This is a genomic window from Flavonifractor sp. An52 (assembly GCF_002159385.1).
Lineage (GTDB): Bacteria > Bacillota > Clostridia > Oscillospirales > Oscillospiraceae > Flavonifractor > Flavonifractor avicola.
In genome coordinates this window covers 1-25739 of sequence record NZ_NFIB01000026.1, presented here as the reverse complement: position 1 = coordinate 25739, position 25739 = coordinate 1, and the positions used below count along the sequence as shown (strand labels likewise).

Below are 25739 nucleotides of genomic sequence, written 5' to 3'. Positions count from 1 at the left end.
GCCGCTCCTTGTCAGAAATTGAAGTAGATGAAGGGATTATAGGTGCCCTTAATGATAAAGCTGGCCGACACCAGGAACACCCCGGCAATGAGCAGGGCGTAGCCAAGATCCAGCGCCACACAGTTGCGCTTGCCGACCCAGTCCCGCAGCCTGGGCGCCACCGGAGCCGCAAAAACCACGGCAGCCAGCAGGGGCAGCCAGCACTCCGTGAGATAGAGCACGGTCAGCCCGTCCCCCAGCCCGGCCCCGAAGCCGAACATGGCCTGGAAATACTGCAGGGCCGCGCCAATGCTGTCCGAACGAAAGAACACACAGGTGAGCAGAAAGACCGCCAGAGGGTAGAGCCACTGGAAGAACTTGGGCCATCCACGGCCCAGGCCGCCGTATTTCTCCAGCATGAGCATGGCAAAGTTGACCATGCCCCAGGCCAGATAGGTCCAGTTGGCTCCGTGCCAGATGCCGGTGCACAGCCAAACCATGAAGATGTTGCGGATCAGTTTGGCCCGGCTGTCCACCCGGCTGCCCCCAAGAGGGATATATACATAGTCCCGAAACCAGGTGGCCAGGGAGATGTGCCACCGCCGCCACAGGCCGGCTAGAGAGGTGGCAGCAAAGGGATAATTGAAGTTCTCCAGAAAGTGGAATCCAAACATCCTGCCCAGGCCGATGGCCATGTCCGAGTAGCCGGAGAAGTCGTTGTACAGCTGAAGAATGTAAGCCACCGCTCCCAGCCAGGCAAAGGAGGTGGTCAGTCCATCTCCCGCCATACCGTAGGCCCGGTCGGCGATGATGGCCAGCTGATTGGACAGCAGCACCTTCTTGCCCAGGCCTACAACAAACCGGGCGCAGCCGGCGGAGAAGTCCTCCCAGCTCTCCTTCCGGTTGTCGATCTGGTCGGCCACCGTCTCATATTTGACGATGGGGCCGGCAATAAGCTGGGGAAAGAAAGAGATGTACAGTCCCACCTTCAGAGGGGAACGCTGCACCTTTCCCCGGTCCCGATGGACGTCCAGCACATAGCTGAGGGCCTGGAAGGTAAAGAAGGAAATGCCGATGGGCAGTTCGATTACCGGGATCACAAAGCTGGCCCCCAGGCCATTTAGAATACCCAGAGTAAACATCAGGTATTTAAATACAAACAGAATACCCAAGTTGATCAGCAGGGCCAGCAAAATGGGGACCCTGCAGGATCTTTCCCGCCGCTTGTTGCAATCTACCCACAGGCCGAAGAAGTAGTTAATCACAATGGAGCCTATCATCACCAGCACAAACCAGGGCTCGCCCCAGGCATAGAAGCCCAGGGAGACCAACAGCAGGAATACATTCTGTGCCTGCCGGAACCGGCGCAGGGGCACATAGTAGATGATGAGCACCAGGGGCAGGAACAGAAAAAGAAATACGGAACTGGAAAAGAGCACTCAGTTGCCTCCTTTAAGTCAGGTAGCGCCCCACCAGGGGGATCTTGGAGATGAGCCAGGCCACGGCGAAGGAACACAGGAATACCGCCGCCGTCAGGGCGGGCACCGCCAGCACCGGCGGAATGGCGAGAACGGTGATGTTCAGCCGGTCCAGCAGGATGAGGAAAAAGACATGGATCAGGTACACCCCAAAGGACACCTGCGCCACCGAACTCATCCGCTGGCGGCGGGAGCGCTCCTCGCTGACGCCCAGCACATACCGGAAGAACACAAAGACCGCCACGCTCATCAGGGCGATATTGGGGCTGTCATAGTTGTAGAGGGTCTGGGCAAAGACGCCCCGCTGCTGGGACAGCCAGGCGGTGCCGCCCACGGTGACCACCGCCCCCAGGATGCCCAGGATGTAGATGAGATACTCCGCCGCCCGGCTGAGGGTGTAGGTTTTCAGATAGTAACCCAGCACATAGTAACCCACATAGCCCAGCACCAGGTGGAGATCCAGGCTGTTCACCCACAGGCTCACCGTCTGACTGGGCCGCAGCCGCAGCAGGGTGGGCAGCAGGTTGGCAAACACAAAGCACAGCAGGAAGAACCAGTGGAAGTCCGCCCGGCTGGCCCCCCGAACAAAGACGCGGAGAATGGGGGTGATGAGGTACAGGCCCACAATCATATACAAAAACCACAGGTGGAAGTGGGTCTTGCCCTGGAGCACCTGCCAGAGGGCCGCTTTCACACTCTCCCAGCTCAGCCCTGCCGCCGATACCTGGGTTACCAGGGCATAGGCCGTCCCCCACACCGCCAGGGCCACCAGCATCCGCAGAATATGGCCGAAAAACAGCTTGGAGGGGGAGAGGCTGTGCTTGGGGTCCAGCAGGAACATCCCTGACAGCATAATAAAGACGGGCACACACCAGTGGGTCAGCCCATCGTAGGCGTTCAGCACATGAAATTCCGCCGAGCCCACCGGTACATTGCCCAGCTGGGAACCGGCCAGGTGGACTATAATGACCGCCAGCATGGCCACCGCCCGCAGCAGGTCGGCATAGGCCAGGCGGCCTCCCGTTACGGTCTTGCTCATGTCCTTATTCCTTTCCGGGAACGATCTCGATCCAGTAGCCGTCGGGATCTTCAATGAAATAGATGCCCATGGCCGGGTTTTCAAAGCACACGCAGCCCATAGCCTTGTGGCGCTCCAGAAGCTCATCAAAGCGGTCGGTGACAAAGGCCAGATGGAACTCCTGCTCCCCCAGGTCATAGGGCGACCTCCGGTCCCGCAGCCAGGTCAGCTCCAGCCGGAAGCCGGTCTCGCCATCTCCCAGGTAGACCAGCTTAAAGGACCCGTCGCCAGCATTCCTTTCCGCCACCGGCGTCAGTTCCAGAGCCTCACGGTAAAAGTCCAGGGACCGGTCCAGGTCCAGGACATTGAAATTAAAATGATCAAATCGCAGCATATAGGTTCTCCTTTGAATGGGACCCCGAACTCAATGGTCCTGGTTTGCCTTTTTGTCGATGAATTCGGGCCGCAGTTTACTATAAACGATTTTTTGCTCGCTGTACAGCCCATAATAGCCGGACAGCATATAGGACACCGCCAGACACACCGCGAACAGGCACAGGCTCTGGCCGGTAAACATCCCCAGGCTGTCCCCGGCAAAGAGCTCCAGAGAGAGCAGCAGGGAGGTGATGGGGCAGTTGGTGACGCCGCAGAACACACACACCATGCCCAGTCCCGCCCCGAAGGAGGGGTGGAGTCCCAGGAAGGGGGCCACGGTGCAGCCGAAGGTAGCTCCGGTAAAGAACACCGGCACAATCTCACCGCCCTTAAAGCCTGCCCCCAGAGTGATGGTGGTAAAGAGCATTTTAAAGAAGAACGCCTCCGGCCGGGCGTTTCCCCCGACGGCGGCATGGATGATCGCCTCTCCCGCTCCGTTGTAGTCGTAAGTACCAGGGTCCCAGATCCAGATCACATAGGTCAGGGCGATGACCAGCGCGCCGCCCACCGCCGCCCGCACCAGATGGTTGGGCAGGAACTTGTCATAGATTCTGGGGGCGGCGTGCATCAGCCGGCAGAAGAAAATGGACAGCAGGGCAAAGAGGATGCCCATACCGATGACCTGCAGCAGGGTGACGGCGCTCAGGTTGGGGATGCCCTCCAGGGTAAAGGCGGTGGGAGGCACACCGAAATGCTGGGCCACCCACAGGCCGATGATGGAGGAGAGAACACAGGGCACGATGGCGGCATAATAGAGCACTCCCACACTGGTGACCTCCATAGAAAACATGGCGGCGGTGAGCGGGGTGCCGAAGAGGGCGGAAAAAGCCGCCGACATTCCGCACATGGTGATGATACGGCTGTCCTTGTCGTCCAGGCGCATCCACCGGCCTACTTTGGAGGAGATAGATCCGCCAATCTGGAGGATGGCTCCCTCCCGGCCGGAGGAACCACCCACCAAATGGGTGATAACGGTGGACACAAAGACCAGGGGGGCGGTACGCAGCCGGAGGGGCTGGTTTTCCCGCACCGCCGCCAGCACGAAGTTGGTGCCCCGGTCCCCCTCCATGCCGCACACCCGGTAGAGCAGCACAATCGCCAGACCGCCCACCGGCAGCAGCCAGATCAGCCAGGGATTGGCATGGCGCAGGTCTGTGACCGAGGAAAAGGCATAGTAAAAGGCGGTGGCCACCCCGCCGCACAGCAGGCCGCTGATCCCCGCGAAGATCAGCCATTTTACAAAGGCGGCCGGATGCTCCAGCCAGGCCGGTACCTTCTTTGTCTCCATCTCTTTCACACTCCATCGGTCCCCGGCACAGGGGGCCTTGCTCTTTCTGGGGCTGAGGAACTATCCTATCCCCAGGTACGACACACGTGATTATTATAACATGGATACCAACTTTTTTCCGCAATCTTATGGATTTTTTTCAGCGGTGTGTTATACTGGTTCCATGATCAATATATTTAAGGAGGAATTTATTTTGTCATCCATATGGCCTCAACTACTTCTTCAGGTCATACTCATTGCCATCAACGCCTACTTTGCTGCCACTGAGATCGCAGTAATCTCATTAAACGAGGCACTTATCCGCAAGCAGGCCGAAGGCGGCGACCGCAAGGCAGCCAAGCTGCTCCGGATCGTAGAGATGCCCACCCGGTTTCTCTCCACCATCCAGATCGGCATCACCCTGGCCGGTTTCCTGGGGTCTGCCTTTGCCGCCGACAATCTGGCCGGACCCCTTACCCAGTGGGCGGTATCCACGTTCGCGCTGACCGGGCCTGTGGTGGCCACGGTTCGTACCCTGTCTGTGATCGTGGTCACTGTGATCCTCTCCTTCTTTACTCTGGTCTTTGGTGAACTGGTGCCCAAGCGGGTAGCCATGAAAAAGAGCGAAGCGGTGGCCCGTTTTTCCTGCGGTGTGGTTGGCCTGCTGGCCACCGTCATGCGTCCGCTGATCTGGCTGCTCACCGTTTCCACCAACGCCGTCCTGTGGCTCTTCCGCATCAATCCCAATGATGAGGATAAGGAGGTATCCGAGGAGGGGCTGCGTATACTTATCGACCTGAGTGAGGAGAAGGGTGCTATTGAGACCGAAGAGAAGGAAATGATCGAAAATATTTTCGAGTTTAACAATATGACCGCCGCCGACGTGATGGTCCACCGCACCGACATGGTCATGCTGCAGGCGGAGGATACCCCGGAGAAGATCGAAAAGACCATTGAGGAATCCGGCCTGTCCCGCTTCCCCGTCTACGAGGAGGACGCCGACGACATCATCGGTATCCTCTCCACCCGGGAGTGGCTCATCAACGCCCGCAAGCCCCAGCCCAAGCCCCTGCGGGAGCTGCTCCGCCGCCCCTATTTCGTGCCCCAGTCGGTGCGCACCGACCTGCTGTTCCGGGATATGCAGAGCAAAAAGGTCCACCTGTCCATTGTGGTGGACGAGTACGGCGGCACCGCCGGCCTGGTCACCATGGAGGACCTGCTGGAGGAGATCGTGGGCAACATCTACGACGAGTTCGATCCCCAGGAGGACCTGGAGATCATTCCCCTGGGGGAGGACCGCTGGCGGGTGGCCGGTTCCGCCGAGCTGGAGGAGCTCTTCGAGGCCCTGGGCATGGAGATGCCGGAGGAGGAGGAATCGGAGACTCTGGGCGGGCTGGTGTACGCCCAGCTGTCCGTCATCCCCGAGGACGGCAGTCACCCCGAGGTGGACATTTACGGCCTGCACATCCGGGTGGAGGAGCTGTCCGAGCGCCGGGTGGAGTGGGCCACCGTCACCAAACTCTCTCCCCCGCCGGAGGAGGAAGAGGAACACACCGGCCACAAAAAAGAATCCTGAAATTCAGGCGTGCCGCTGATTTGGGCGGCACGCCTGAATTATTGTTGCTGTTTTGCGCCATCCTCTTGTTAATTCCACAAAAAATTTCCTTTTTTATTTGGTAAAGATGTCTCTTGAACCCTCCTTTTCATCGTGCTAAACTATTTTTAGTACTAAAAAATGATTTTTTGGAGGCGTATGCGATGTCTCATTCCGGTCTGCTCCGGCGCTATTTGATCTTTCTGGCCGGGGTCCTGTGCTCGGCCCTCGGCATTTCCCTAATCACCCTGGCCGGAATGGGCACCTCCGCGGTATCCAGCCTGGCCTATGTGCTCACCTATGTGTTCCCCGGCATCTCCCTGGGTACCTTCACCTTTGTGGTGAACTGCGTCATGCTGGGCGGCCAGATCCTCATTCTTCGTAAAAAGTTCCGGCCCATCCAGCTGCTCCAGGTTCCCTTTACTTTCCTCTTCTCCTGCTGCATCGACCTGTGGATGGGGCTGCTGGGCGGTCTGGTGCCCCAGTCCTACGCCAGCCACTGGGTGATACTGCTGATGGGCTGCGCCTGTCTGGGACTGGGTGTGGCCCTGGAGGTCATCCCCAACGTGCTCATCCTCCCCTGCGAGGGTTTCGTCCGGGTGTGCAGCCAGGAATTCCACTGGGACTTTGGCAAGACCAAGACTGGCTTTGACCTGACCATGGTAGCCGCCGCCACTCTGCTGTCTCTGCTGGACCTGGGGGCTGTGTACGGCCTGCGGGAGGGCACCGTAGTGTGCGCCCTGACGGTGGGCTACATCTCCCGGTTCTTCTGTAAGCGGCTGGCCTTCCTGGTAAAGAAGCCGGAGGAGACCCAACTGCCCGACACCGGTGTCTCCGCTGCATAACAAATCAAAAAACAGCTGCAAGCCGTTGGCTTGCAGCTGCTTTTTGTTGCGCTTATTTCAGCCGCTCCAGAATCACCTGGGCCGCTTTCACACCGGAAGCGCCCGCCTGGGCCAGGCCCCGGGTAACGCCCGCGCCGTCGTTCCCACGGGGCCAAGGCCCCGCGGGAGCCCTAATGATTTCATTCGCACGGCGGAAATGAATTCCGCCGGCGGCAATGCTTCGCATTGTGTAGGCTCCGGGCGGGCTTATTTCAGCCGGTTCAGAATCACCTGGGCCGCCTTCACGCCGGAGGCGCCTGCCTGGGCCAGACCCCGGGTGATGCCCGCGCCGTCGGTCCCTCAGGGCCAAGGCCCTGCGGGAGCCCTGATGATTTGATTCGCACGGCGGAAATAAATTCCGCCGGCGGCAATGCTTTGCATTGTGTGGGCTCCGGGCGGGCTTATTTCAGCCGGTTCAGAATCACCTGGGCCGCCTTCACGCCGGAGGCGCCTGCCTGAGCCAGGCCGCGGGTGATGCCCGCGCCGTCGCCCACGGCGAAGAAGCCGGGCAGAGAGGTCTCCAGCTCGCCGGACAGGGCCAGCCGGGCGGAGTAGAACTTGACCTCGGCACCGTAGAGCAGAGTATCGTAGTTGGCGGTACCGGGGGCAATCTTATCCAGCTGATAGATCATCTCGATAATATCGTCCAGCTGACGCTTGGGCAGGGCCAGGGACAGGTCGCCGGGGACGGCGGCGGTGAGGGTGGGCCGGACGAAGGACTTGCTCATCCGGTGCTCGTTGGTGCGGATGCCGCTGACCAGATCGCCGAAGCGCTGGACCAGCACGCCGCCGGCCAACATATTGGACAGGGAGGCAATGTGCTTGCCGTAACGATAGGGCTCGTTGAAGGGCTGGGTGAACCGGTTGGACACCAGCAGGGCGAAGTTGGTGTTCTCGCTCTGGAGGGCGGGGTCGGAATAGGAATGGCCGTTGACGGTGTTGATGCCCTCCACGCTCTCGGCCACCACATGGCCGTAGGGATTCATGCAGAAGGTACGCACCTGATCGCCGTACTGCTTGGTGCGGTAGACCAGCTTGGACTCGTACACCACGTCGGTGATGTGCTCAAAGACCTTGGCGGGCAGCTCCACCCGCACGCCGATGTCCACCTGGTTATTGATGAGCTGGATGCCCAGCTCCTTGCACTGGTTGGAGAACCACTCGGCGCCGGAGCGGCCGGGACCGGCGATGAGCCAGGTGCAGTCGATCTCGTCGCCCTTCTCGGTGATGAGGCGGTAGCCCTCCCCCTTCAGATCCATGATCTTGGTGACAGCGGTGTTGAAATGGAACTCCACACCCTTGCGGCACTCCTCATAGATGCTATGCAGGATCTTCAGGTTGTTCTCGGTACCCAGATGCTTGCACCGGGCCTGGAGCAGGTGGAGGTCGTGTTCCAGAGCACGCTTCTCCAGGGCACGGGCCGCCGGGGTATCGGTGGAAAACACCTTGTCGGTGGCTCCGTGCTTCATGTTGATGGAGTCCACATAGTCGATGAGGCTCATGACCTCTTCCTTGGGCATGAAGTCGGTGAGCCAGCCGCCGAACGCGGTGGTGAAGTTATATTTGCCGTCGGAAAAGGCACCGGCGCCGCCAAAACCGCACATGGTGCCGCACACCTTGCAGTGGACGCACTCCTTCACCTTGCCCGCCACAATGGGGCAGCTGCGGGTATAGATATCGGCCCCCTGATCCAGGGCCACCACCTTGAGGCCGGGGTTGCGGTGCATCAGCTCGTACCCGGCGAAAATACCGGCTTCGCCGCAGCCCAGAATGGCAACGTCATACCGTGTGTTCATGTGCGATCTCTCACTTTACGTCATATTTGGAAGGGGTGTAACCCACCTTTCCAATTTGATATTATACCAAAAGGTCTTATTTTTGACAACGCCGTTGACCCATCCAGGCTGAAAAATTTTTAGGCAGCCCATCAAATTTTTCCCCGCGCTGCGGAAACCCCTTGACAAATAAAGTTTACTATTGTAATCTTTATTTAGGCTACAACAGTAAACCTTTAAGGAGGCCGCTATGTGTATTGGTGCTGAAAAGATCCAGGATGCCGAGCTGGAGGTTATGAAGGCCCTGTGGAGCCTGCCCCAGCCGGCGCCGCTGTCAGAGCTGCGCCGCATTCTGTCCGCCCGGTGCGGCTGGGAGGACTCCACCGTCAAGACCCTGCTGCGCCGTCTGTGCGAAAAGGGGGCTGTTCAGCTGGAGCGCCGGGGAATGTACCGGGCGGTCATCACCCAGGCCCAATATGGCCGCTGGTCCGCCCGCCACCTGGTGGACCAGGTGTTCAACGGCAGCGCCAAAAAGCTGGTGGCCTCCCTGCTGTCCGACGGCCAGCTGAGCCAAGCAGAGATCGCCGAGCTGTCCGCCCTGTTCCATCAGGAGGAATCCACATGAAAGAGGTACTGCTTACCCTGCTCTCCCTCACCCTGTCCGGTTCCCTGCTGTGCGTGCTTGTACTGCTCCTGCGCCCCGTGACGAGAAACAGGGTGCCCAGAGCCGTCTCCTATTATCTCTGGCTGGCGGTGCTCCTCCGCTTTCTAATCCCCTTCGGCTACGGCATCACTCTGCCCCAGCCCCCTCAGCCTACCCAGGAGATGGTCCGGCAGGAAACCATTCTTCCCGAACGGCAGGACCAAACAAATACGCAGACTGCCCCCATTACTCCGCCGTCGGAGTCGGTCACGGTGGATCAACCGGAGACGACCCAGCCCTCCGCCCCGGCAATTTCCCTCCCCGGCGTGCTGGTTTTCCTGTGGCTGGCGGTTGGGGCAGGTTTCTTCCTCTGGCACATTGCCGCTTATGCCCGCTTTTCCCGCCGGGTCCGTATCTCTCTCGCCCCGCCAACCGCGGAGGCCCTGGCCCTCTTTGAGGGGCTGGGCCTCCGCCGCCGGGTGCGGCTGGCCCAGAGCGGCCAGGTGGACGCCCCCATGCTGCTGGGGGTCTTTCGGCCGGTGATTGTCCTGCCCCAGGGTGGGCCGTCCCTTCCTCCTCAGGCCCTGGCCGCCGCCCTCCGCCATGAGCTCACCCACGCCCGGCGGTGGGACATCTGCTACAAGTGGCTGGTGGTGCTGGTTACCAGCCTCCACTGGTTCAATCCCCTGGTCCACTGGATGGGGCGGCGCATCGCACTGGACTGCGAGCTGTCCTGCGACGAGGCGGTACTCCGCGCCCTGGAGCCGGAGCAGCGGATGGCCTACGGGGATATGCTGCTGATGCTGGCCGCCCGGCCCGGAAGGCCCTCCCCCTGGATGGCCGCCCCCCTCTGTCAGGAGGGGAAGCGGCTGAAAACCCGGCTTCTGGGGATCAAGGGCTATCGCAAGCCGGGCAAAGGGGCAGTCTGCCTGACCTTGGTTCTGGGGCTGGTGGTCACCTGCTGCGCCTGCGGGATGGTGGATACTCACCCCCCGGCTGCGGCCACAGCAGAGAACACCGTCCAGCGGGGCGGAGCGTCCTCCGTCTCCGCCGGCACTCCCACCGGCGGGGAGCTCAGTGCCTATGGTCCGCTTCTGTCCCGGTATGCGGAGGCCCTGCTTCGCAAACGACCGCCGATCGACTTTCCGGACCTGCTGCTCGTCCTCATTTGCCCCTCCTGGGACCCGGCTGGTACCATCGGCTACACACTCCGTGATCTAAACGGCGACGGGGTAGAGGAGCTATTGATGGGCTTTGTGGGCAGCGAATTCTGGAGCATGGATGAGGGCTATGTCTTTGCCATCTACACCCTGGTGGACGGCCAGCCCGTGCTGGCGGTGGAGGGCTGGGAGCGGAGTCTCTATGTGGTGCGCGAGGACAACATCCTCTGCCACAACGGCTCCAGCGGCGCAGGGCGGACAGCATGGAACCAGTACCGGTTCGATCCGTCGGCGGAGGGCTATTTGGCGCTGTTGGACCACGTGTCCGAGCCGGAGGACGGCGAGGAAGCCTGGACCATCGGGGATAGCTGGATGGACTCCGGCGTCTCCCTCCCCTACATTCGCTTCTCAGACGGAGGGAAGAGCCCCTATCAGGACGTCCTGCTGGGAAAGGCTCCTTTCCTCTATGTGGACGGCTCCGGCCAGAAAATTCCCACCTTCCTCCCCGACATCCCCCTGGCCTTCAGCCCCTACAGCTCCTATGCCGCTGTAACGGAGTTTGCTGTCCTGGACCTGGACGGTGACGGAAGCCGGGAGGTAGTCCTGCGGGTCACCGACGTGGCCAATGACATGGGCGGCTACGTGGTCTTACGCCAGGAGGGGGACGAGATCATGGGCTATCCCAGCCACTGGCGCACCTTCTGGTATCTGAAAACCGACGGTACGTTTACTTACTCTTATACCGCCGGCACGGAGGACGGCATTGCTTCCGCCCGCTTCGGGGAAGACGGCCTTACCCTGGAAAAGCACATCCGCTGTGAGATGGAGGCTTGGGAGCCCAAAGCCTTTGAAGTGGATGGCCGGCCCGTCTCCCAGACCGAGTATGAGACCGCCTGTTCGGCCCAGGACCAAAAAGCGGACGCGGTATGGTATGAGCTGAACGAGACCAACATCCAACAACTGACGGCATAGAAATACGCCTGGACAACCCTTTCAGGGTTGTCCAGGCGTATACTGTTCCACCTCCACGCCGGTGTAGTACCACTTTAAAATTTCCTCATAGCTTTTGCCCTCCTGGGCCAGGGCGTTGGCCCCGTACTGGCTCATGCCCACCCCGTGGCCGTAGCCGGTGACGGAAAAGGTCACCCCGTCCGCCCCGGCGGAGACGGTGAAGCTGGTGGAGCGCAGGGAGAAGAGGGTACGCAGCTCCTGTCCGCTGACGGTGACACCCCCCACGTCCACGCTGCTCACGCCCCCGGCGGAGTTGGACACGGTATGGGAAAACCAGCCGGAGGGGGCCCCCGACAGGTCCGCCCCGGGGTACTTGGCCAGAATGGCGGTCTTGAACTCCTCCGCCGTCAGGGTGACGGTGGAGTGGTAGTTGGGCACCTCCTCCCCCTCGGGGCTGTCCACTCCGGTGAGATAGGGCACGGAATTGCCCCACACCTCCACCGCGTCCACCGTCCGCCCGTCGGCGGAGGAGAAAAAGACGGCCTGGATGGGGCTGCCCTCATAGAGTACCGCCACCCCGTCGGTGTCCGCCACAGCGGCGGCAATCTTGTCGGTGTACATCTGGGCGTTGGTTCCCCAGCTGGCGGCGGCATCCTCCCGGGTGCGGTAGGCCTGGCAGCAGGTAATGTCGGTACACACGTCGGCCTCCGGGTGGGTGCCGGTGGTCCGCTCCATCTTGGCATAGGTATAGGTACGGGCCGCCACCGCCTGGGCTTTCAGGGCCTCCGGCTCAAAGGCGGCGGGCATCTCCGCCGCCACCACACACCAGAGATAATCGTCCATGGCCATGGTCGCCACCGTTCCGTCCGCCAACTTCACCCTCACCTGCTGGGCGCTGTCCAGGGCCGGCTCCGGTGTAACCACCGTGCGGTCAATGGGCAGACTGCCGCTTTCCACCGGCAGAGCCCCCTCTCCCTGGGGCACCAGCAGCAGCGGCAGCAGGAAAAGGGCCAGCAGCAGGGCCAGGGCAACCGCCGCCACCTGTCTCATTGGAAACACCGTCCTCTCTTTTTGCAAGTCATCATTCATTCCATTTCAATTTTTACTTCGTTTACTTTCCATATTGACTGTGCCGCAAAATGGTTGTACAATACCGTGTAAAAGAATTTGGGCAAAGGAGAGGCTGGAAATGCAAAACGCCGAGAAGGGAACATCCATGGACTTCATAGAGAGTCTATGTCAGGAATATCGCAAACATAACCAGATCGACCCGGCATATTACGAGCGCTATCGGGTCAAGCGGGGCCTGCGCAACGCCGACGGCACCGGCGTCATGGCGGGCGTCACCCAGATCGGCAACGTGCTGGGCTACTACCTCCAGGACGGCGAGCGCTTTCCCGCCCCCGGCAAGCTGATCTACCGGGGCATCGATGTGGAGGAGCTGGTGGACGGCTTCGTGCGGGAGAACCGGTTCGGCTTTGAGGAGACCGCCTATCTGCTGCTCTTCGGCGCTCTGCCTACCAGGGAGCAGCTGACCGCTTTCCAGCAGATGCTCACCGACAACCACACCCTGCCCCATATGTTCACCGAGGACATGATCATCAAGGCCCCCAGTCCCGACGTGATGAACAAGCTGGCCCGCTCGGTGCTGGCCCTGTACTCCTATGACGACAACCCCGACGATATGTCCCTGTCCAATCAGCTGCGGCAGGCCATCCAGCTCATCGCCCGGGTGCCCGTCATTGTGGCCCACGCCTTTGCCGTGAAGCGCCACTACTATGACGACGAGTCCCTCTACCTCCACCGGCCTCAGGCCGGACTCAGCGTGGCGGAGAACTTTCTCTACTCCGTCCGCCACGACAACCAGTTCACCGAGCAGGAGGCCCGGCTGCTGGACCTGTGCCTGGTACTCCACGCCGAGCACGGCGGCGGCAACAACTCCGCCTTCGCCTGCCGGGTGCTCTCCTCCTCCGGCACCGACTTCTACTCCTCCATCGCCGCTGCTGTAGGCTCCCTGAAGGGTCCCCGCCACGGCGGCGCCAACAAGAAGGTCATGGAGATGTTCGGCTACATCGAGGACGCGGTAAAGGACTGGAAGGACGAGGACGAGGTGCGCGCCTTCCTGGGCAAGCTGCTGCGGAAGGAGGCGGGCGACAAGTCGGGCCTGATCTACGGCATGGGCCACGCCATCTACACCATCTCCGACCCCCGTGCCGTCATCCTCAAGAAGTTCGCCAAGAAGCTGGCTGAGACCAAGGGGATGCTGGACGAGTTCGAGCTGTACGAGACGGTGGAGCGGCTCACCCCCGAGGTGCTCCTCTCGGTCAAGAGGGAGGACAAGGTGGTGTGCGCCAATGTGGACCTGTTCTCCGGCATGGTGTACAAGATGATGGGCATTCCTCAGGAGCTGTACACCCCCCTGTTCGCCGTGGCCCGTATCGTGGGCTGGTGCGCCCACCGCATCGAGGAGGTCTACCAGCCGGGCAACCGCATCATCCGTCCCGCCTACAAGGCGGTGGCTCCCATGCGGCCCTTCGTGCCCCTGGACCAGCGATAACAGAACAAAAAACAAAGACGTGCTGCATAGCAGCACGTCTTTGTTTTGAAGGGATTGGAAGTATCACTCCCGGGTGGGGGTCTCCATGCTGAAGCTGTCGCAGTCGGCGTCGCCGTCCTCGTCCACAGAGACGGTGGCGTCAAACTTGGCCTTGTAGCGGTCACCGTAGTCGTCGATCACGGTAATGTAGCCGTTGACCTCATAGGTGCCGTCCCCGTTATCGTCGGTGTTGGTCACAGAGGCCATAACGTTCTTCACGTTGGCATAGCTGAACATACACTCCACAGCCGCCTCGGACTGTACCGCCAGACGGATGGCGTCGGAGTGGTCCTCCTCTTCCGGCGCGGCGGAACCGCCGCCGCAGGCACACAGGCCCAGCATCATGACCAGGGCCAGCGCAAGGGAAACAACCTTTTTCATAGCGATCCTTCTTTCCTCTCGAAATGGCACAGGCTTGAACAGACCTGTAAAACCTGAACCTTTTCTTAAAGTATAAAGAATTCTTCCCACCGGCACAATGAGCTGGCTGCATAGTATTTATAAAAAAGGAGACGCTGCTTGTGCAGCGTCTCCTTTGTTTTTCTTTCAATTAACCCAGGGTGCAGCCGGCGGGCACCTTGTCGTCCAGCATGAGCAGGTGGAGCTCCTCGTGGCCCTCGGCTCCCTCCTTCACGGCGGAGATGAGCATACCGTTGGACTCCAGGCCCATCATCTTCCGGGGGGCCAGGTTGACGCAGGCCACCACGGTCTTGCCGATCAGATCCTCGGGCTCGTAATACTCATGGATGCCGGAGAGAATCTGACGGGGCTGTCCCTCGCCGCAGTCCAGGGTGAAGCGGAGCAGCTTCTTGCTCTTCTTCACCGCCTCGCAGGAGAGCACCTTGGCGGTGACAAACTTCACCTTGGCGAAGTCGTCGATGGTAATATACTCGGGCTCGGCCTTGGCAGCGGCTTCTGCCTTGGCGGCCTCCTCCAGAGCGGCCAGCTCCTCCAGCTCCTTGGCGGCATCGATGCGGGGGAAGAGGTTCTCACCCTTGCTCACGGGAGCCTGGTCGGACAGCGCGCCCCACACACCGGCGGACTCCCAGGTGCGCTGGCTCTCGTCGGCGCCGATCTGGGCAAAGATCTTCTCGCAGGTCTCGGGCATGAAGGGGGTGAGAAGCACGGCGGAAATGCGCACGCATTCCAGCAGGTTGTACAGCACATGGGCCAGACGGTCCTGCTGGGTCTCGTCCTTGGCCAGAGCCCAGGGCTTGTTCTCGTCGATATACTTGTTGGCCCGGCCGATGAGCTTGAATACCTCCATCAGGGCATCCTGGAAGGCATACTGCTCCATCTTGTCCTCATAGGTGTTGCGCAGCTGGGCGGCCATGGCGATGAGCTCCACGTCGAACTTCTGGGGATCGTCCTCAGGGAACTGCATGGACAGGCCCACATTGCCCATGGACTGAGCCACCAGATTGGCCAGATCCGCCTCGTCTCCGGTGGCACCGCAGCCGGCAGGCAGGTGCGCGCCGAAGTACTTGCCCACCATGGCGGTGGTACGGCTCACCAGATTACCCAGGTCGTTGGCCAGGTCGGTGTTGATGCGGCCGATGAGGGTCTCGTTGGAGAAGTTGCCGTCGGTGCCGAAGGGGAACTCCCGCAGCAGGAAGTAGCGCAGGGAATCCACGCCGTAGCGCTGGGCCAGCAGATAGGGGTCCACCACGTTGCCCTTGGACTTGCTCATCTTGCCGCCGTCCAGCAGCAGCCAGCCGTGGCCGAACACCTTCTTGGGCAGGGGCATCTCCATGCTCATGAGCATGGCGGGCCAGATGATGGAGTGGAAGCGGACGATCTCCTTGCCGATGAAGTGGACGTCGGCAGGCCAGTACTTCTCAAAGTCGTCGTACTTGTCGTTCATGAAGCCCAGGGCGGTGGTGTAGTTGAAGAGGGCGTCGATCCACACATACACCACATGGCCAGGGTCGAAGTCCACGGGAATGCCCCACTGGAAGGAGGTACGGGAGACGCACAGGTCCTCCAGGCCGGGCTTGATGAAGTTGTTCACCATCTCGTTGACCCGGCTGCGGGGCTCCAGGAAGTCGGTGTTCTCCAGCAGGTCCTGGATGCGGTCGGCGTACTTGCTCAGCCGGAAGAAGTAGGCCTCTTCCTCGGCGTCCTGGACCTCACGGCCGCAGTCGGGGCACTTGCCGTCCACCAGCTGGCTCTCGGTCCAGAAGGACTCGCAGGGCTTGCAGTACTTGCCCACATACTTGCCCTTATAGATGTCGCCCTTCTCATACATCTTCTTAAAGATCTTCTGGATGGCGGCCACATGGTAGTCGTCGGTGGTGCGGATGAACCGGTCGTTGGAGATGTTCATCAGCTTCCACAGGTCCTTGACGCCCTGGGGGCCCTCCACGATGTTGTCCACATACTCCTTGGGGGAGACGCCGGCGGCCTTGGCCTTGTCCTCGATCTTCTGGCCGTGCTCGTCGGTGCCGGTGAGGAACATCACATCATAGCCGCACAGCCGCTTATACCGGGCCATAGCATCGGTGGCCACAGTGCAGTAGGCATGGCCGATGTGGAGCTTGTCCGAGGGGTAGTAAATGGGGGTGGTGATATAAAATTTCTTTTTCTCAGACATCAGAGGATCCCTCCGTATCGTTCTCGACCGGCTCCTCTGGCAGAGGCCGGGCGGCATTGTACAGCAGCAAAGCGCTGGAAGTCAGCAGATAGAGAATGGTAAAGCCATAGAGCACCAGGGTGGCCCAGTCGTGCTCATCGGCCAGGGTGACCAGGGAGAAATACACACCCATCAGGCAGAAGAACACCGCGGGGACGCACTTACCCTTGTCAAAGGAGAAACCGGCGATGAAGTAGAGCCCCAGCAGGCCGGCGATGATGGCGAAGAGCTCGTACACATAGTCCAGCTGCACCGGGTCCCCCGCCCGCACCTGGTAGGCGGCGATGAGCCACACGCAGAAGGCAAAGGCCGGGATGAGCAGGGGCACGCTGTACTTGCCCTTGTTCTCCCCTTTAAAATTGTCCCGCACCGTGTACATGACGCACAGGCCGGAGGCCACCGCCAGCACCGCCACGATGAGGCGGGTGTAGATGGGATTGGCCCCGGTGGCAAAGTCATAGGCCATCAGACCGCCCGCCCCGATGAGCAGGAAGCCGGAGAGTATCCCCGCCATGGCATACAGGGTGTTGTCCTTGGCAGAAAAAGCCTGGTCATAGCCGCTGAATCGGGGATACTTCCCCATAAAGCTGAGGATCAGCAGCACGGCAGCCACCACCACCGACAGGGCGATGAGGGCCATGGTGGCGGGAGCGCCGGAGATGGGAAGGCCGGTGTCCGCCTCAAAAGCGGTGGCCAGTTCCCAGCGCCGCAGGGCGAAGCCGGCCCCGCCGCCCACCACCGCAATGGCGGGCAAAAGGATCTCTTTTCGCATGGTCAGCATCCTTTCCGGATGAAGTAAGTTCGAATATGTAGTATAGCACGAAATGGTTAAAAACGCACGGTTTTTTTGCACATCTTATCTTATCGTTTCCTGGCTCAAAAGGCAAGGCCACTCTTGTATTTTTTCCCCGGGCCTGCTATCATGCCCTGGAAAGGGATGTGGAATGACCATGCAGATTGATCTGACCCGGGGCGGCATCACCCGGCCCATGCTTTGCTTTGCCGCGCCCATGATCGCGGGCAACCTGCTGCAGCAGTGCTACAACATTGCCGATACCCTCATCGTGGGCCGGGCCCTTGGGCCCTCCGCCCTGGCCTCGGTGGGTTTCTCCTTTACTCTGATGACCTTCCTCACCTCGGTGCTGCTGGGGCTGTGTATGGGCAGCGGGGCTCTGTGGTCCATGCTCCACGGGGCCCGGCGGGAGGAGGAGCTGAAGCGCTGCCTCTTCCTCTCCTTCCTCTTCATCGGCGCCGTGGCGGTGATCCTCAATGTGGGGGTGCTTCTGCTGCTGGAGCCGGTGATGACTCTGCTGCGTATCCCGGCGGAGGCCTGGGACGACACCCACGCCTATCTGCGGGTGGTGCTGCTGGGGATCTGCTTCACCTTCTTATACAATTACTTCGCCTGCCTGCTGCGGTCGGTGGGTAACTCCACCGCCCCCTTGGTCTTTCTGGCCCTGTCCACCCTGCTCAACATTGCTCTGGACCTGTGGTTCGTGCTGGGTCTGGGCTGGGGGGTGGCGGGAGCCGCCGGGGCCACGGTGCTGGCTCAGGGGGTGTCCGCCGCCGGGATTGCGCTCTACTGCTGGAGGCGGGTGGCGCTCCTCCGCCTGGGGCGGGAGCACTGCACCTTCCGGCGGGGAGAGCTGGGCCGCATCATCCGCTACTCCCTGCTCACCTGCGTGCAGCAGTCGGTGATGAACTTCGGCATCCTGATGGTGCAGGGGCTGGTCAACTCCTTCGGGGTCAACGTGATGGCCGCCTTTGCCGCCGCCGTCAAAATCGACGCCTTCGCCTATCTGCCCGTCCAGGACTTCGGCAACGCCTTCTCCACCTTCGTGGCCCAGAACACCGGAGCCTCCCAGCCGGAGCGCATCCGCCGGGGTATCCGCTCCGCCGTCTGGGTGTCCATCCTCTTCTGCGTGGTCAGCTCCCTGCTGGTGTGTCTCTTCGCCGCCCCCCTGATGGCCCTCTTCGTGGAGCCGGGAGAGACCGAGATCATCGCCATCGGGGTGGAATATCTGCGTATCGAGGGGCTGTGCTACTGCGGCATCGGCATCCTCTTCCTGCTCTACGGCCTCTTCCGGGGGCTGGGGCAGCCCGGGGTATCGGTGGTGTTGACGGTGGTCTCCCTGGGTACCCGGGTGGCTCTGGCCTACCTTCTGGCTCCCATTCCGGCCATCGGCCTGAAGGGCATCTGGTGGGCGGTACCCATCGGGTGGGGACTGGCCGATCTGGCGGGGCTGCTCTTCTATCTCCGCCGCCCTATAGGGGGCGGAAATCCATAAAAACAGCGGGACGGCAAGCCGTCCCGCTGTTTTGCTTGTTATGCGTCCGCCTTCTGGCTCTCCAGGTACTCGTCGTAGGTCATCTTGCGGTCGATGAGCTGACCGTCGGCGGTAAAGTCGAACACCCGGTTACACACGGTCTGGATGAGCTGATGGTCGTGGGAGGCCACCAGCACGTTGCACTTGACGGCCTCCAGGCCGTTGTTCAGAGCGGCGATGGACTCCAGATCCAGGTGGTTGGTGGGCTGGTCCAGCAGCAGCACGTTGGCGCCGGACAGCATCATGCGGGAGAGCATACAGCGCACCTTTTCACCGCCGGAGAGGACCTTGACGGGCTTATACACCTCGTCGCCGGAGAAGAGCATCCGGCCCAGGAAGCCCCGGAGGTAGGCCTCGTGCGGATCGGAGGACCACTGACGCAGCCACTCCACCAGGTTGTCGTCGCAGTCCTTGAAGAACTCGGTGTTGTCCTTGGGGAAGTAGGAGAAGGTAGCAGTCTGGCCCCACTTCACGGTGCCCTCGTCGGGCTCCATCTCGCCGGTGAGGATCTTGAAGAGAGCGGTCTGGGCGTTCTCGTTGTCGCCCACGAAGGCGATCTTGTCGCCGTGGCCCACGATGAAGGACACCTTGTCCAGCACCTTCACCCCGTCGATGGTCTTGGACACGTCGGTGACGAAGAGGATGTCCTTGCCCACCTCCCGGTCGGGGGAGAAGGCCACCCAGGGGTAGCGGCGGGAGGAGGCGGGGATCTCCTCCAGGGTGATCTTTTCCAGCAGCTTCCGGCGGGCGGTGGCCTGCTTGGACTTGGACTTGTTGGCGGAGAATCGGGAGATAAATTCCTTCAACTCCTGGGCCTTCTCCTCGTTCTTCTTGTTCTGGTTCTTCATCAGGTTCTGCATCAGCTGAGAAGCGTCGTACCAGAAATCATAGTTGCCCACATAGAGCTTGATCTTGTTGTAGTCGATGTCCACGATGTGGGTACAGATGGTGTTGAGGAAGTGGCGGTCGTGGCTGACCACGATAACGGTGCCCTCAAAGTCCAGCAGGAAGTCCTCCAGCCAGTTGACGGCGTTGATGTCCAGGTTGTTGGTGGGCTCGTCCAGCAGCAGGATGTCGGGGTTGCCGAACAGGGCCTGCGCCAGCAGCACCTTCACCTTCAGGCGGGCGTCCAGGGTCTCCATGGAGGTCTGGTGGAACTCGGTGCCCACACCCAGACCCTGAAGGATGCGGGAGGCGTCGCTCTCGGCCTCCCAGCCGCCCAGCTCGGCAAACTCCTCCTCCAGCTCGCAGGCCCGGATGCCGTCCTCCTCGGTCATCTCTTCCTTCTCGTAGAGGGCGTCCTTCTCCTTGCCGATGTCGTACAGGCGCTTGTTGCCCATGATGACGGTATCCATGACGGTGTAGGCATTGTAGGCGTTCTGGTCCTGCTTCAGAACGGACATACGGGTCTTGGGCAGGATGGACACCTCGCCGGAGGTGGGCTCCAGATCGCCGGAGAGGATCTTCAGGAAGGTGGACTTGCCGGCGCCGTTGGCGCCGATGATGCCGTAGCAGTTGCCCTTGGTGAACTGCAGGTCCACATGGGAAAACAGGGGCTGGCCGCTGTATGCCAGGGTCAGGTCGGAAACAGTGATCATGTCGTACTCCTTTTTGTTCAGCCCGGCGTCAGGCCGGGAAAATCTTCGCAAGTGTACAGTATACCATAGAAAAAGAAAAAAACAAACCACAAAAGGCAGAACCTCTCCTAAAAATGCTTGTGGGGATGAAACGAGCCGCGCCATTGGCGCGGCTCGTTTCATGTCTATTTCATCCACTCTCCATCATCTTCATGGAGCAATCCTGCGGCAATCAGCCTGTCCTTGATGCAGTTATCCTCCTGTATAGCTTGATAAAAACGGTTATGGCGTTGATAAGTTGCAATCATATCCTGGATCACATTGATCTGTTTTCTGGTCAGACCCGTTACATCGATTTCCGTTTTTTCGCTGTATCCAAGCAGATGATCCGTACTTACTTTAAATAATCGGGCGATTCTGATCAGCACGTCGTAAGAAGGCAGCCTGCTCCCATTTTCATATGCCGAAACCGTTGATTTTGTCACATTGATCCGTTCTGCAAACTCATTCTGCGTCATCCTTCTGGCCTTTCGCAGTTCCTTGATCCTTTCGCCGACGGCATTCACAGCAAATCACCTCTTTGGCACAGTGTATAAAAAAATCGTCCTGTTTTGGTGTACTTATATTGCCCTATTAGTAGACATATGCGCATACTCATGTTATACTAATAGTGGACATCTCGTTTTAACCTACACCCTAGCCGCTTTATTAACCAAAAAGACAAGAGAGGAAGATTTTTATGAGAAAAACAATTCTGTCACTAGCTCTGGCCGTTGCTATGATGGCCGCACTGACCGCCTGCTCAGGAGGAGGCGATCCTGTGGGCACCTATGAGGCCACAAAAGTAGGTGATTCCAACGAGGAACGCAATATGATGGAGTGGGATTCATCCGGCCTTACTAGAACCTCTGGCATACTAGAGATCAAATCCGGAGGTAGCGCAACGGCCACATTTACCACGATAATAAACCCAGAGGCTGAGGAATTTTTATCTGCACAAGACCTTGCCACATTAAAGAGCATGGCCTCATCAAGCGATGAGAGCGCTTCCGGCACGTGGCAAATGAAAGGGAATAAAATCACCATCTCCTTCCCCGGTAGCCCTTGGACCGGAACAGTCGACGGAGACACCATTAAATTTTTAGGCGACAGCAACAGCTATATTATTTTTGAAAAAATCAAATAATACGCCTGTATAACACAAGGGCTGCGCCATTGGCGCGGCCCTTGTGTTATGTCCTCCAAGCTGATATGATACCCTCAGACATTTTGGAAGGAGATGGCCCCTTTGAGCCTGTTTCGCTGTCCCCACTGCGCCGCTCCCCTGAACCGGGAGGCGCGCTCCTATACCTGCCTCAACGGCCACTGCTTTGACATCGCCAAAGAGGGCTATGTCCACCTGCTCCCCGCCAACCAGAAGCACTCCAAGTCCCCCGGGGACGACAAGGGCATGGTCACCGCCCGCAACCAGTTCCTGTCCAGGGACTACTACGCCTCCCTCCGGGACGCCCTGTGCGCCCTGGCACTGGAGCACACCGGCGGGCAGGTATCGGTGCTGGACTCGGGCTGCGGGGAGGGCTACTACACCGCCGGCATCCACGCCGCCCTCACCGGGGCGGGCAGGCAGGTTGCCCTGGCGGGTATCGACCTGTCCAAGCCCTCGGTGCGTCTGGCGGCCAAGCGTGTGCCCCAGGGGGAATTTGCCGTGGCCTCGGCCTACCACCTGCCGGTGGCCGACCAGAGCGTGGATCTGCTCCTCAACTGCTTCTCCCCCCTGGCGCTGGAGGAGTTCCGGCGGGTGCTCCGCCCCGGAGGTCTGTTCCTCTATGTGGTCCCCGCCGCCAACCACCTGTGGGAGCTCAAGCAGGTGCTCTATGACAAGCCCTACCCCAACCAGGAGCAGGACATCCCCTACGAGGGCTTCTCCTATGTCAGCGTGGTTCCGGTGGATACCACCATGGAGGTGGCAGGCGAGGACCTGCCCAACCTGTTCCAGATGACCCCCTACTACTGGAAGACCCCCAAGGAGGGAGCCGCCCGGCTGGCGGCCCTGGACGGACTGAAGGTACAGGCCGCCTTCCGCATCCATGTATTCCGCCGGGACTGAGCGTTACATCTGCTCCAGCACGCTGCGGATGATCCAGGCATGGGCCTCCGCCTCGTCAGCTGACTCATGGAAGAGAGCCTCCAGGCAGGGGTCGGCAGTACCGGCGGCGGCTGCCCGGTAGCAGGCCGCCCCCCGCTGCTGGGCCTGAAACTGCTCCCGCAGGGCGGCCTGCACCGGCTGGAGAGCGGGAGCGCTCCCCCGGTCAGCAGGCCAGTAGCGCACCCCGGAGATGAGGAAATAGGCGGTGCTCAGCCGCTTGGCCCGCCGCCGCTTTTCGGCGGCCAGGTTGGAGAGCATCCTGCCCCCGGCCCCCGGCACCCGCCGGGCCAGCGCCTGGCAGCACCGGTGGGTGGCCAGTTCCTGGTCTATGTACTGTTGCAGCTGAGGTCCGTGGACTGCCGAGGCGGGTCCAAGGCAGGTGACCGTCTCCTCCTCTTCCGCCGCCGGCGTGTCGTGTACCACCACCGCCGGCAGAGGCCGCTGGGCCGCCGCCTCCACCACCTCAAAGGGGCAGTCCCCCCGCTCGTTGGGCATGACCCGCTTCCACACCCGCTCGAAAACCTCCCGGTCGCAGCCGGGCAGCAACTCCTGTTCCATACGCATTGCCTCCCCATTCTGTGTAGATTCCCACCATCCTATGCCGTCCTGGCAAGATTTGCCCCGCTCAGGGTTGTATTTTCCTGCCTTTCGTGATAAAATAATTGCTCATGGAATGAACCATTTACAAAGGAGAGACCGATTATGCTGGAGATCAGCCATCTCAGCTATCAGGTGGAGGGAGAGGAAGGCCAGGAGCTGGGCATCCTCAACGACGTCTCCCTCTCTGTCAAGGACCACCAGTTTGTGGTCATCACCGGCCCCAACGGCGGCGGCAAGACCACCCTTGCCAAGGCCATCATGGGCCTGGTCAAGCCCACCGGCGGCTCCATCCGCTGGAACGACACCGATATCACCGATCTGGACATCACCGGCCGTGCCCGTCTGGGCATCAGCTACGGCTTTCAGCAGCCCCCCCGCTTCAAGGGTCTGAAGGTGAAGGACCTGCTGGCCCTGGCCGCCGGCAGCGAGAAGCTGACCCGGGAAGAGGGCTGCCAGTACCTGACCAAGGTGGGCCTGTGCGCCGGGGACTATATCGACCGTGAGGTGGACGCCTCCCTGTCCGGCGGCGAGGTCAAGCGCATTGAGATCGCCACCATCCTGGCCCGCAAGACCGGGCTGATGATCTTTGACGAACCGGAGGCCGGCATCGACCTGTGGTCCTTCGCCAAGCTCACCGAGACCTTCAAGCTCATCCACCAGAAGCGGGAGGCCACCCTCATCGTCATCTCCCACCAGGAGCGCATCATCGACCTGGCCGACGAGATCGTCATGATCGCCGACGGCAAGGTGCAGAAGCAGGGCCCCAAGGATGAGATCTTCCCCCAGATCCTGGCCAACACCAGGACCTCTTGCAGTTATCTGTCGGAAGGAGCGAAGTAAGATGGATCAAGCGGAATGGAAGCTCCTCAAGGAGATCGCGGACCTGGAGAAGACCCCCCAGGGGGCCTACAACATCCGGCGCAACGGACAGCTGGATTCCCGGAACAACACCGCCAATATTGAGATCACCACCAAGGAGGAGCCGGGCAAGTCGGGCATCAACATCACCGTCAAGAGCGGCACCCAGCACGAGTCGGTCCACATCCCCGTTATCATCAGCCAGACCGGCCTGAGTGAAATGGTGTACAACGACTTCTTCATCGGCGACGACTGCGACGTGGACATCGTGGCTGGCTGCGGCATCCACAACACCGGCTGCGAGACCAGCCAGCACGACGGCATCCACACCTTCCACATCGGCAAGAATTCCAAGGTTCGCTATGTGGAGCGCCATTACGGCGACGGTGAGGGCACCGGCCAGCGGATCATGAACCCCCAGACCATCGTCTATCTGGACGAGGGGGCCTCCATCAACATGGAGTCCACCCAGATCCGGGGCGTGGACTCCACCAAGCGGGAGACCCGCATTGTGGTGGGCAAGGGCGCCGAGGCCATCATCACCGAGAAGCTGCTCACCCACGGTCAGCAGACCGCCGAGAGCGACATGGAAATCATTCTGGACGGCGAGGACGCCACCGGACGGGTCATCTCCCGGTCTGTGGCTCAGGACAACTCGGTCCAGGTGTTCTACCCCAAAATGACCGGCAACACCAAGTGCTTCGGCCATGTTCAGTGCGACTCCATCATCATGGGCAACGCCAAGATCTCCTCCATCCCCGCCATTGTGGCCAACCATGTGGACGCTCAGCTCATCCACGAGGCCGCTATCGGGCGCATCGCCGGAGACCAGATCCTGAAGCTGATGACCCTGGGTCTGACCGAGCAGGAAGCGGAGGAGAAGATTCTGGATGGCTTCCTTCAGTGATATTCAGCGGGTGGTCAACGGCGAGGGCCACTTCGCTCCCTACAACCATATTACCGTCACCCGCATCGAGGGTCGGGAGGCGGATGGCACCCTGGAGATCCGCCCCGAGAGCCTGAACCCCATGGGCATCGTCCACGGCGGTGCCCTGGTGGCCCTGGCGGACACAGTGGCGGGCTGCGCCGCCTTCACCTGCGGCAGGGTGTGCGTCACCCTGGACTGCTCCATGCAGTACCTGGCCCCCGGTACCGGCAGCCAGATCCACTGCCTGGCCACCCCCAAAAAGCTGGGCAAGACCATTCTGGTCTACGACGCCGTTCTGACCAACGACCAGGGCCAGACAGTGGCTACCGGCACCTACACCTTTTTCGCCAAGGAAACCCGTATTGAGGACGCCCCCTTTTAACGCGCCAATCGGTGGTGCTGCCACAGGCAGCACCACCGCTTTTCTTTACCCATCCTTCAGCAGCTCCCCCAGCCGCAGCAGGGCGGCCAGCAGCACCAGCAGGGAGGCCCAGAAGTTGACCTGGCCTCCCTGCTCTCCCCTGCCCTTCACACCCAGGCAGAAGAAGTACCCCAGAGCCAGTACCACCAATACAGAGCTGATCTGCCGCAGCCCCGTCACATCGGGGGCTTTTCCGTTGCAGCACAGCCCCCGCCGCTGTTTGTCCAGGGCCAGCCAGGACAGGCAGATGGACCCCAGCAGGATACTGAGAAAAAACAGGGATTTGTCCGCCGTTTTGATCTGTTCCTGTAACGCCTTACTTTGCATAAAAAGCCCCCCTCCCACCAGTTTATGAACTGCACCCCATTTGTTAGACAGTATGATATACTGGATAACAAGTGGGGTGTTTTATTATGCCAAAAGGGAAAGCAAACAAGCGCTACACACCGGAATTCAAGCAAATGGTAGTA

Annotated in this window: 25 protein-coding genes; 11 read left to right on the top strand and 14 right to left on the bottom strand. The window is 60.5% G+C overall.

The window, feature by feature from the left end; genetic code table 11:
• Positions 1–11 precede the first annotated feature (11 nt).
• From B5G06_RS10425 to B5G06_RS10410, 4 genes are read right to left on the bottom strand one after another with little or no spacing between them, the layout of a single operon-like run.
• Positions 12–1418 carry an MBOAT family O-acyltransferase gene (locus tag B5G06_RS10425; protein WP_087189009.1) on the bottom strand — a complete coding sequence of 469 codons (1407 nt, stop codon included), beginning with the start codon at positions 1416–1418 and terminating at the stop codon, positions 12–14.
• A gap of 13 nt (positions 1419–1431) precedes the next feature.
• Entirely contained in the window at positions 1432–2496 is a 1065-nt protein-coding gene (locus tag B5G06_RS10420) for an acyltransferase (RefSeq protein WP_087189008.1), read from the bottom strand.
• A gap of 4 nt (positions 2497–2500) precedes the next feature.
• Positions 2501–2869: a VOC family protein gene (locus B5G06_RS10415; protein ID WP_087189007.1), complete on the bottom strand. Its 369-nt coding sequence runs from the start codon at positions 2867–2869 to the stop codon at positions 2501–2503.
• A 30-nt stretch (positions 2870–2899) separates the two neighbouring features.
• Positions 2900–4198, bottom strand: a complete 1299-nt coding sequence (locus B5G06_RS10410) for a chloride channel protein (RefSeq protein ID WP_087189006.1) — start codon at positions 4196–4198, stop codon at positions 2900–2902.
• Positions 4199–4391: 193 nt separating this feature from the next.
• Between B5G06_RS10410 and B5G06_RS10405 the strand changes: the two genes are divergently transcribed.
• Positions 4392–5753 (top strand): hemolysin family protein, encoded by a 1362-nt coding sequence (locus B5G06_RS10405; protein WP_242955456.1) that lies wholly within the window; start codon positions 4392–4394, stop codon positions 5751–5753.
• Positions 5754–5935: 182 nt separating this feature from the next.
• Positions 5936–6616 (top strand): YczE/YyaS/YitT family protein, encoded by a 681-nt coding sequence (locus B5G06_RS10400; protein ID WP_087189004.1) that lies wholly within the window; start codon positions 5936–5938, stop codon positions 6614–6616.
• Between the two features lie 52 nt (positions 6617–6668).
• Here the strand turns inward: B5G06_RS10400 and B5G06_RS14055 are convergent, their stop codons facing one another.
• Together B5G06_RS14055 and B5G06_RS10395 are read right to left on the bottom strand one after the other, a co-directional pair.
• Complete coding sequence (locus tag B5G06_RS14055; RefSeq protein ID WP_158094696.1) at positions 6669–6842, bottom strand: hypothetical protein; 174 nt, start codon at positions 6840–6842, stop codon at positions 6669–6671.
• Between the two features lie 214 nt (positions 6843–7056).
• Positions 7057–8451, bottom strand: a complete 1395-nt coding sequence (locus B5G06_RS10395) for an NAD(P)/FAD-dependent oxidoreductase (protein ID WP_087189003.1) — start codon at positions 8449–8451, stop codon at positions 7057–7059.
• Positions 8452–8680: 229 nt separating this feature from the next.
• Here B5G06_RS10395 and B5G06_RS10390 point away from each other — a divergent pair, with 229 nt between their 5' ends.
• A complete protein-coding gene (locus B5G06_RS10390) occupies positions 8681–9055 on the top strand; it encodes a BlaI/MecI/CopY family transcriptional regulator (protein WP_087189002.1) in 375 nt (124 codons plus the stop codon).
• A complete protein-coding gene (locus B5G06_RS10385; protein WP_087189001.1) occupies positions 9052–11205 on the top strand; it encodes a M56 family metallopeptidase in 2154 nt (717 codons plus the stop codon). Before B5G06_RS10390 ends, B5G06_RS10385 begins: the two co-directional genes overlap by 4 nt.
• Positions 11206–11226: 21 nt before the next feature.
• Here B5G06_RS10385 and spoIID read toward each other — a convergent pair whose 3' ends face one another.
• Positions 11227–12234, bottom strand: coding sequence for a stage II sporulation protein D (gene spoIID, locus B5G06_RS10380; RefSeq protein ID WP_087189000.1), 1008 nt, complete (start codon positions 12232–12234; stop codon positions 11227–11229).
• 139 nt (positions 12235–12373) lie between these two features.
• Between spoIID and B5G06_RS10375 the strand changes: the two genes are divergently transcribed.
• On the top strand, positions 12374–13741 hold the full coding sequence (locus B5G06_RS10375; protein WP_087188999.1) for a citrate/2-methylcitrate synthase: 1368 nt from the start codon (positions 12374–12376) through the stop codon (positions 13739–13741).
• Between the two features lie 63 nt (positions 13742–13804).
• On the opposite strand, the gene B5G06_RS10370 is transcribed toward B5G06_RS10375, so the two are convergent.
• The 3 genes from B5G06_RS10370 to B5G06_RS10360 all read right to left on the bottom strand — a co-directional run bounded on the left by B5G06_RS10370 (position 13805) and on the right by B5G06_RS10360 (position 17184).
• A complete protein-coding gene (locus B5G06_RS10370) occupies positions 13805–14161 on the bottom strand; it encodes a hypothetical protein (RefSeq protein WP_087188998.1) in 357 nt (118 codons plus the stop codon).
• Positions 14162–14330: 169 nt separating this feature from the next.
• Positions 14331–16373: a methionine--tRNA ligase gene (gene metG, locus B5G06_RS10365; RefSeq protein WP_087188997.1), complete on the bottom strand. Its 2043-nt coding sequence runs from the start codon at positions 16371–16373 to the stop codon at positions 14331–14333.
• Complete coding sequence (locus B5G06_RS10360; protein WP_087188996.1) at positions 16366–17184, bottom strand: hypothetical protein; 819 nt, start codon at positions 17182–17184, stop codon at positions 16366–16368. Before B5G06_RS10360 ends, metG begins: the two co-directional genes overlap by 8 nt.
• A gap of 178 nt (positions 17185–17362) precedes the next feature.
• Between B5G06_RS10360 and B5G06_RS10355 the strand changes: the two genes are divergently transcribed.
• Positions 17363–18700, top strand: a complete 1338-nt coding sequence (locus B5G06_RS10355; protein WP_087189025.1) for an MATE family efflux transporter — start codon at positions 17363–17365, stop codon at positions 18698–18700.
• 38 nt (positions 18701–18738) lie between these two features.
• Here B5G06_RS10355 and B5G06_RS10350 read toward each other — a convergent pair whose 3' ends face one another.
• On the bottom strand, positions 18739–20337 hold the full coding sequence (locus B5G06_RS10350; protein ID WP_087188995.1) for an ABC-F family ATP-binding cassette domain-containing protein: 1599 nt from the start codon (positions 20335–20337) through the stop codon (positions 18739–18741).
• A gap of 164 nt (positions 20338–20501) precedes the next feature.
• Positions 20502–20882, bottom strand: coding sequence for a helix-turn-helix domain-containing protein (locus B5G06_RS10345; protein ID WP_242955455.1), 381 nt, complete (start codon positions 20880–20882; stop codon positions 20502–20504).
• Between the two features lie 173 nt (positions 20883–21055).
• Here B5G06_RS10345 and B5G06_RS10340 point away from each other — a divergent pair, with 173 nt between their 5' ends.
• Positions 21056–21502, top strand: coding sequence for a hypothetical protein (locus B5G06_RS10340; protein WP_087188994.1), 447 nt, complete (start codon positions 21056–21058; stop codon positions 21500–21502).
• Between the two features lie 93 nt (positions 21503–21595).
• Positions 21596–22423, top strand: a complete 828-nt coding sequence (locus B5G06_RS10335; protein ID WP_087188993.1) for a putative RNA methyltransferase — start codon at positions 21596–21598, stop codon at positions 22421–22423.
• A gap of 3 nt (positions 22424–22426) precedes the next feature.
• On the opposite strand, the gene B5G06_RS10330 is transcribed toward B5G06_RS10335, so the two are convergent.
• On the bottom strand, positions 22427–23020 hold the full coding sequence (locus B5G06_RS10330; protein ID WP_087188992.1) for a rubrerythrin: 594 nt from the start codon (positions 23018–23020) through the stop codon (positions 22427–22429).
• A 144-nt stretch (positions 23021–23164) separates the two neighbouring features.
• Here B5G06_RS10330 and B5G06_RS10325 point away from each other — a divergent pair, with 144 nt between their 5' ends.
• From B5G06_RS10325 to B5G06_RS10315, 3 genes are read left to right on the top strand one after another with little or no spacing between them, the layout of a single operon-like run.
• Complete coding sequence (locus tag B5G06_RS10325; protein ID WP_087188991.1) at positions 23165–23902, top strand: ABC transporter ATP-binding protein; 738 nt, start codon at positions 23165–23167, stop codon at positions 23900–23902.
• 1 nt (position 23903) lies between these two features.
• A complete protein-coding gene (locus B5G06_RS10320) occupies positions 23904–24827 on the top strand; it encodes a SufB/SufD family protein (protein WP_087188990.1) in 924 nt (307 codons plus the stop codon).
• Positions 24811–25230 (top strand): PaaI family thioesterase, encoded by a 420-nt coding sequence (locus tag B5G06_RS10315; RefSeq protein WP_087188989.1) that lies wholly within the window; start codon positions 24811–24813, stop codon positions 25228–25230. Before B5G06_RS10320 ends, B5G06_RS10315 begins: the two co-directional genes overlap by 17 nt.
• Before the next feature lie 45 nt (positions 25231–25275).
• Here the strand turns inward: B5G06_RS10315 and B5G06_RS10310 are convergent, their stop codons facing one another.
• A complete protein-coding gene (locus B5G06_RS10310) occupies positions 25276–25596 on the bottom strand; it encodes a hypothetical protein (RefSeq protein WP_087188988.1) in 321 nt (106 codons plus the stop codon).
• Positions 25597–25739: the final 143 nt, after the last annotated feature.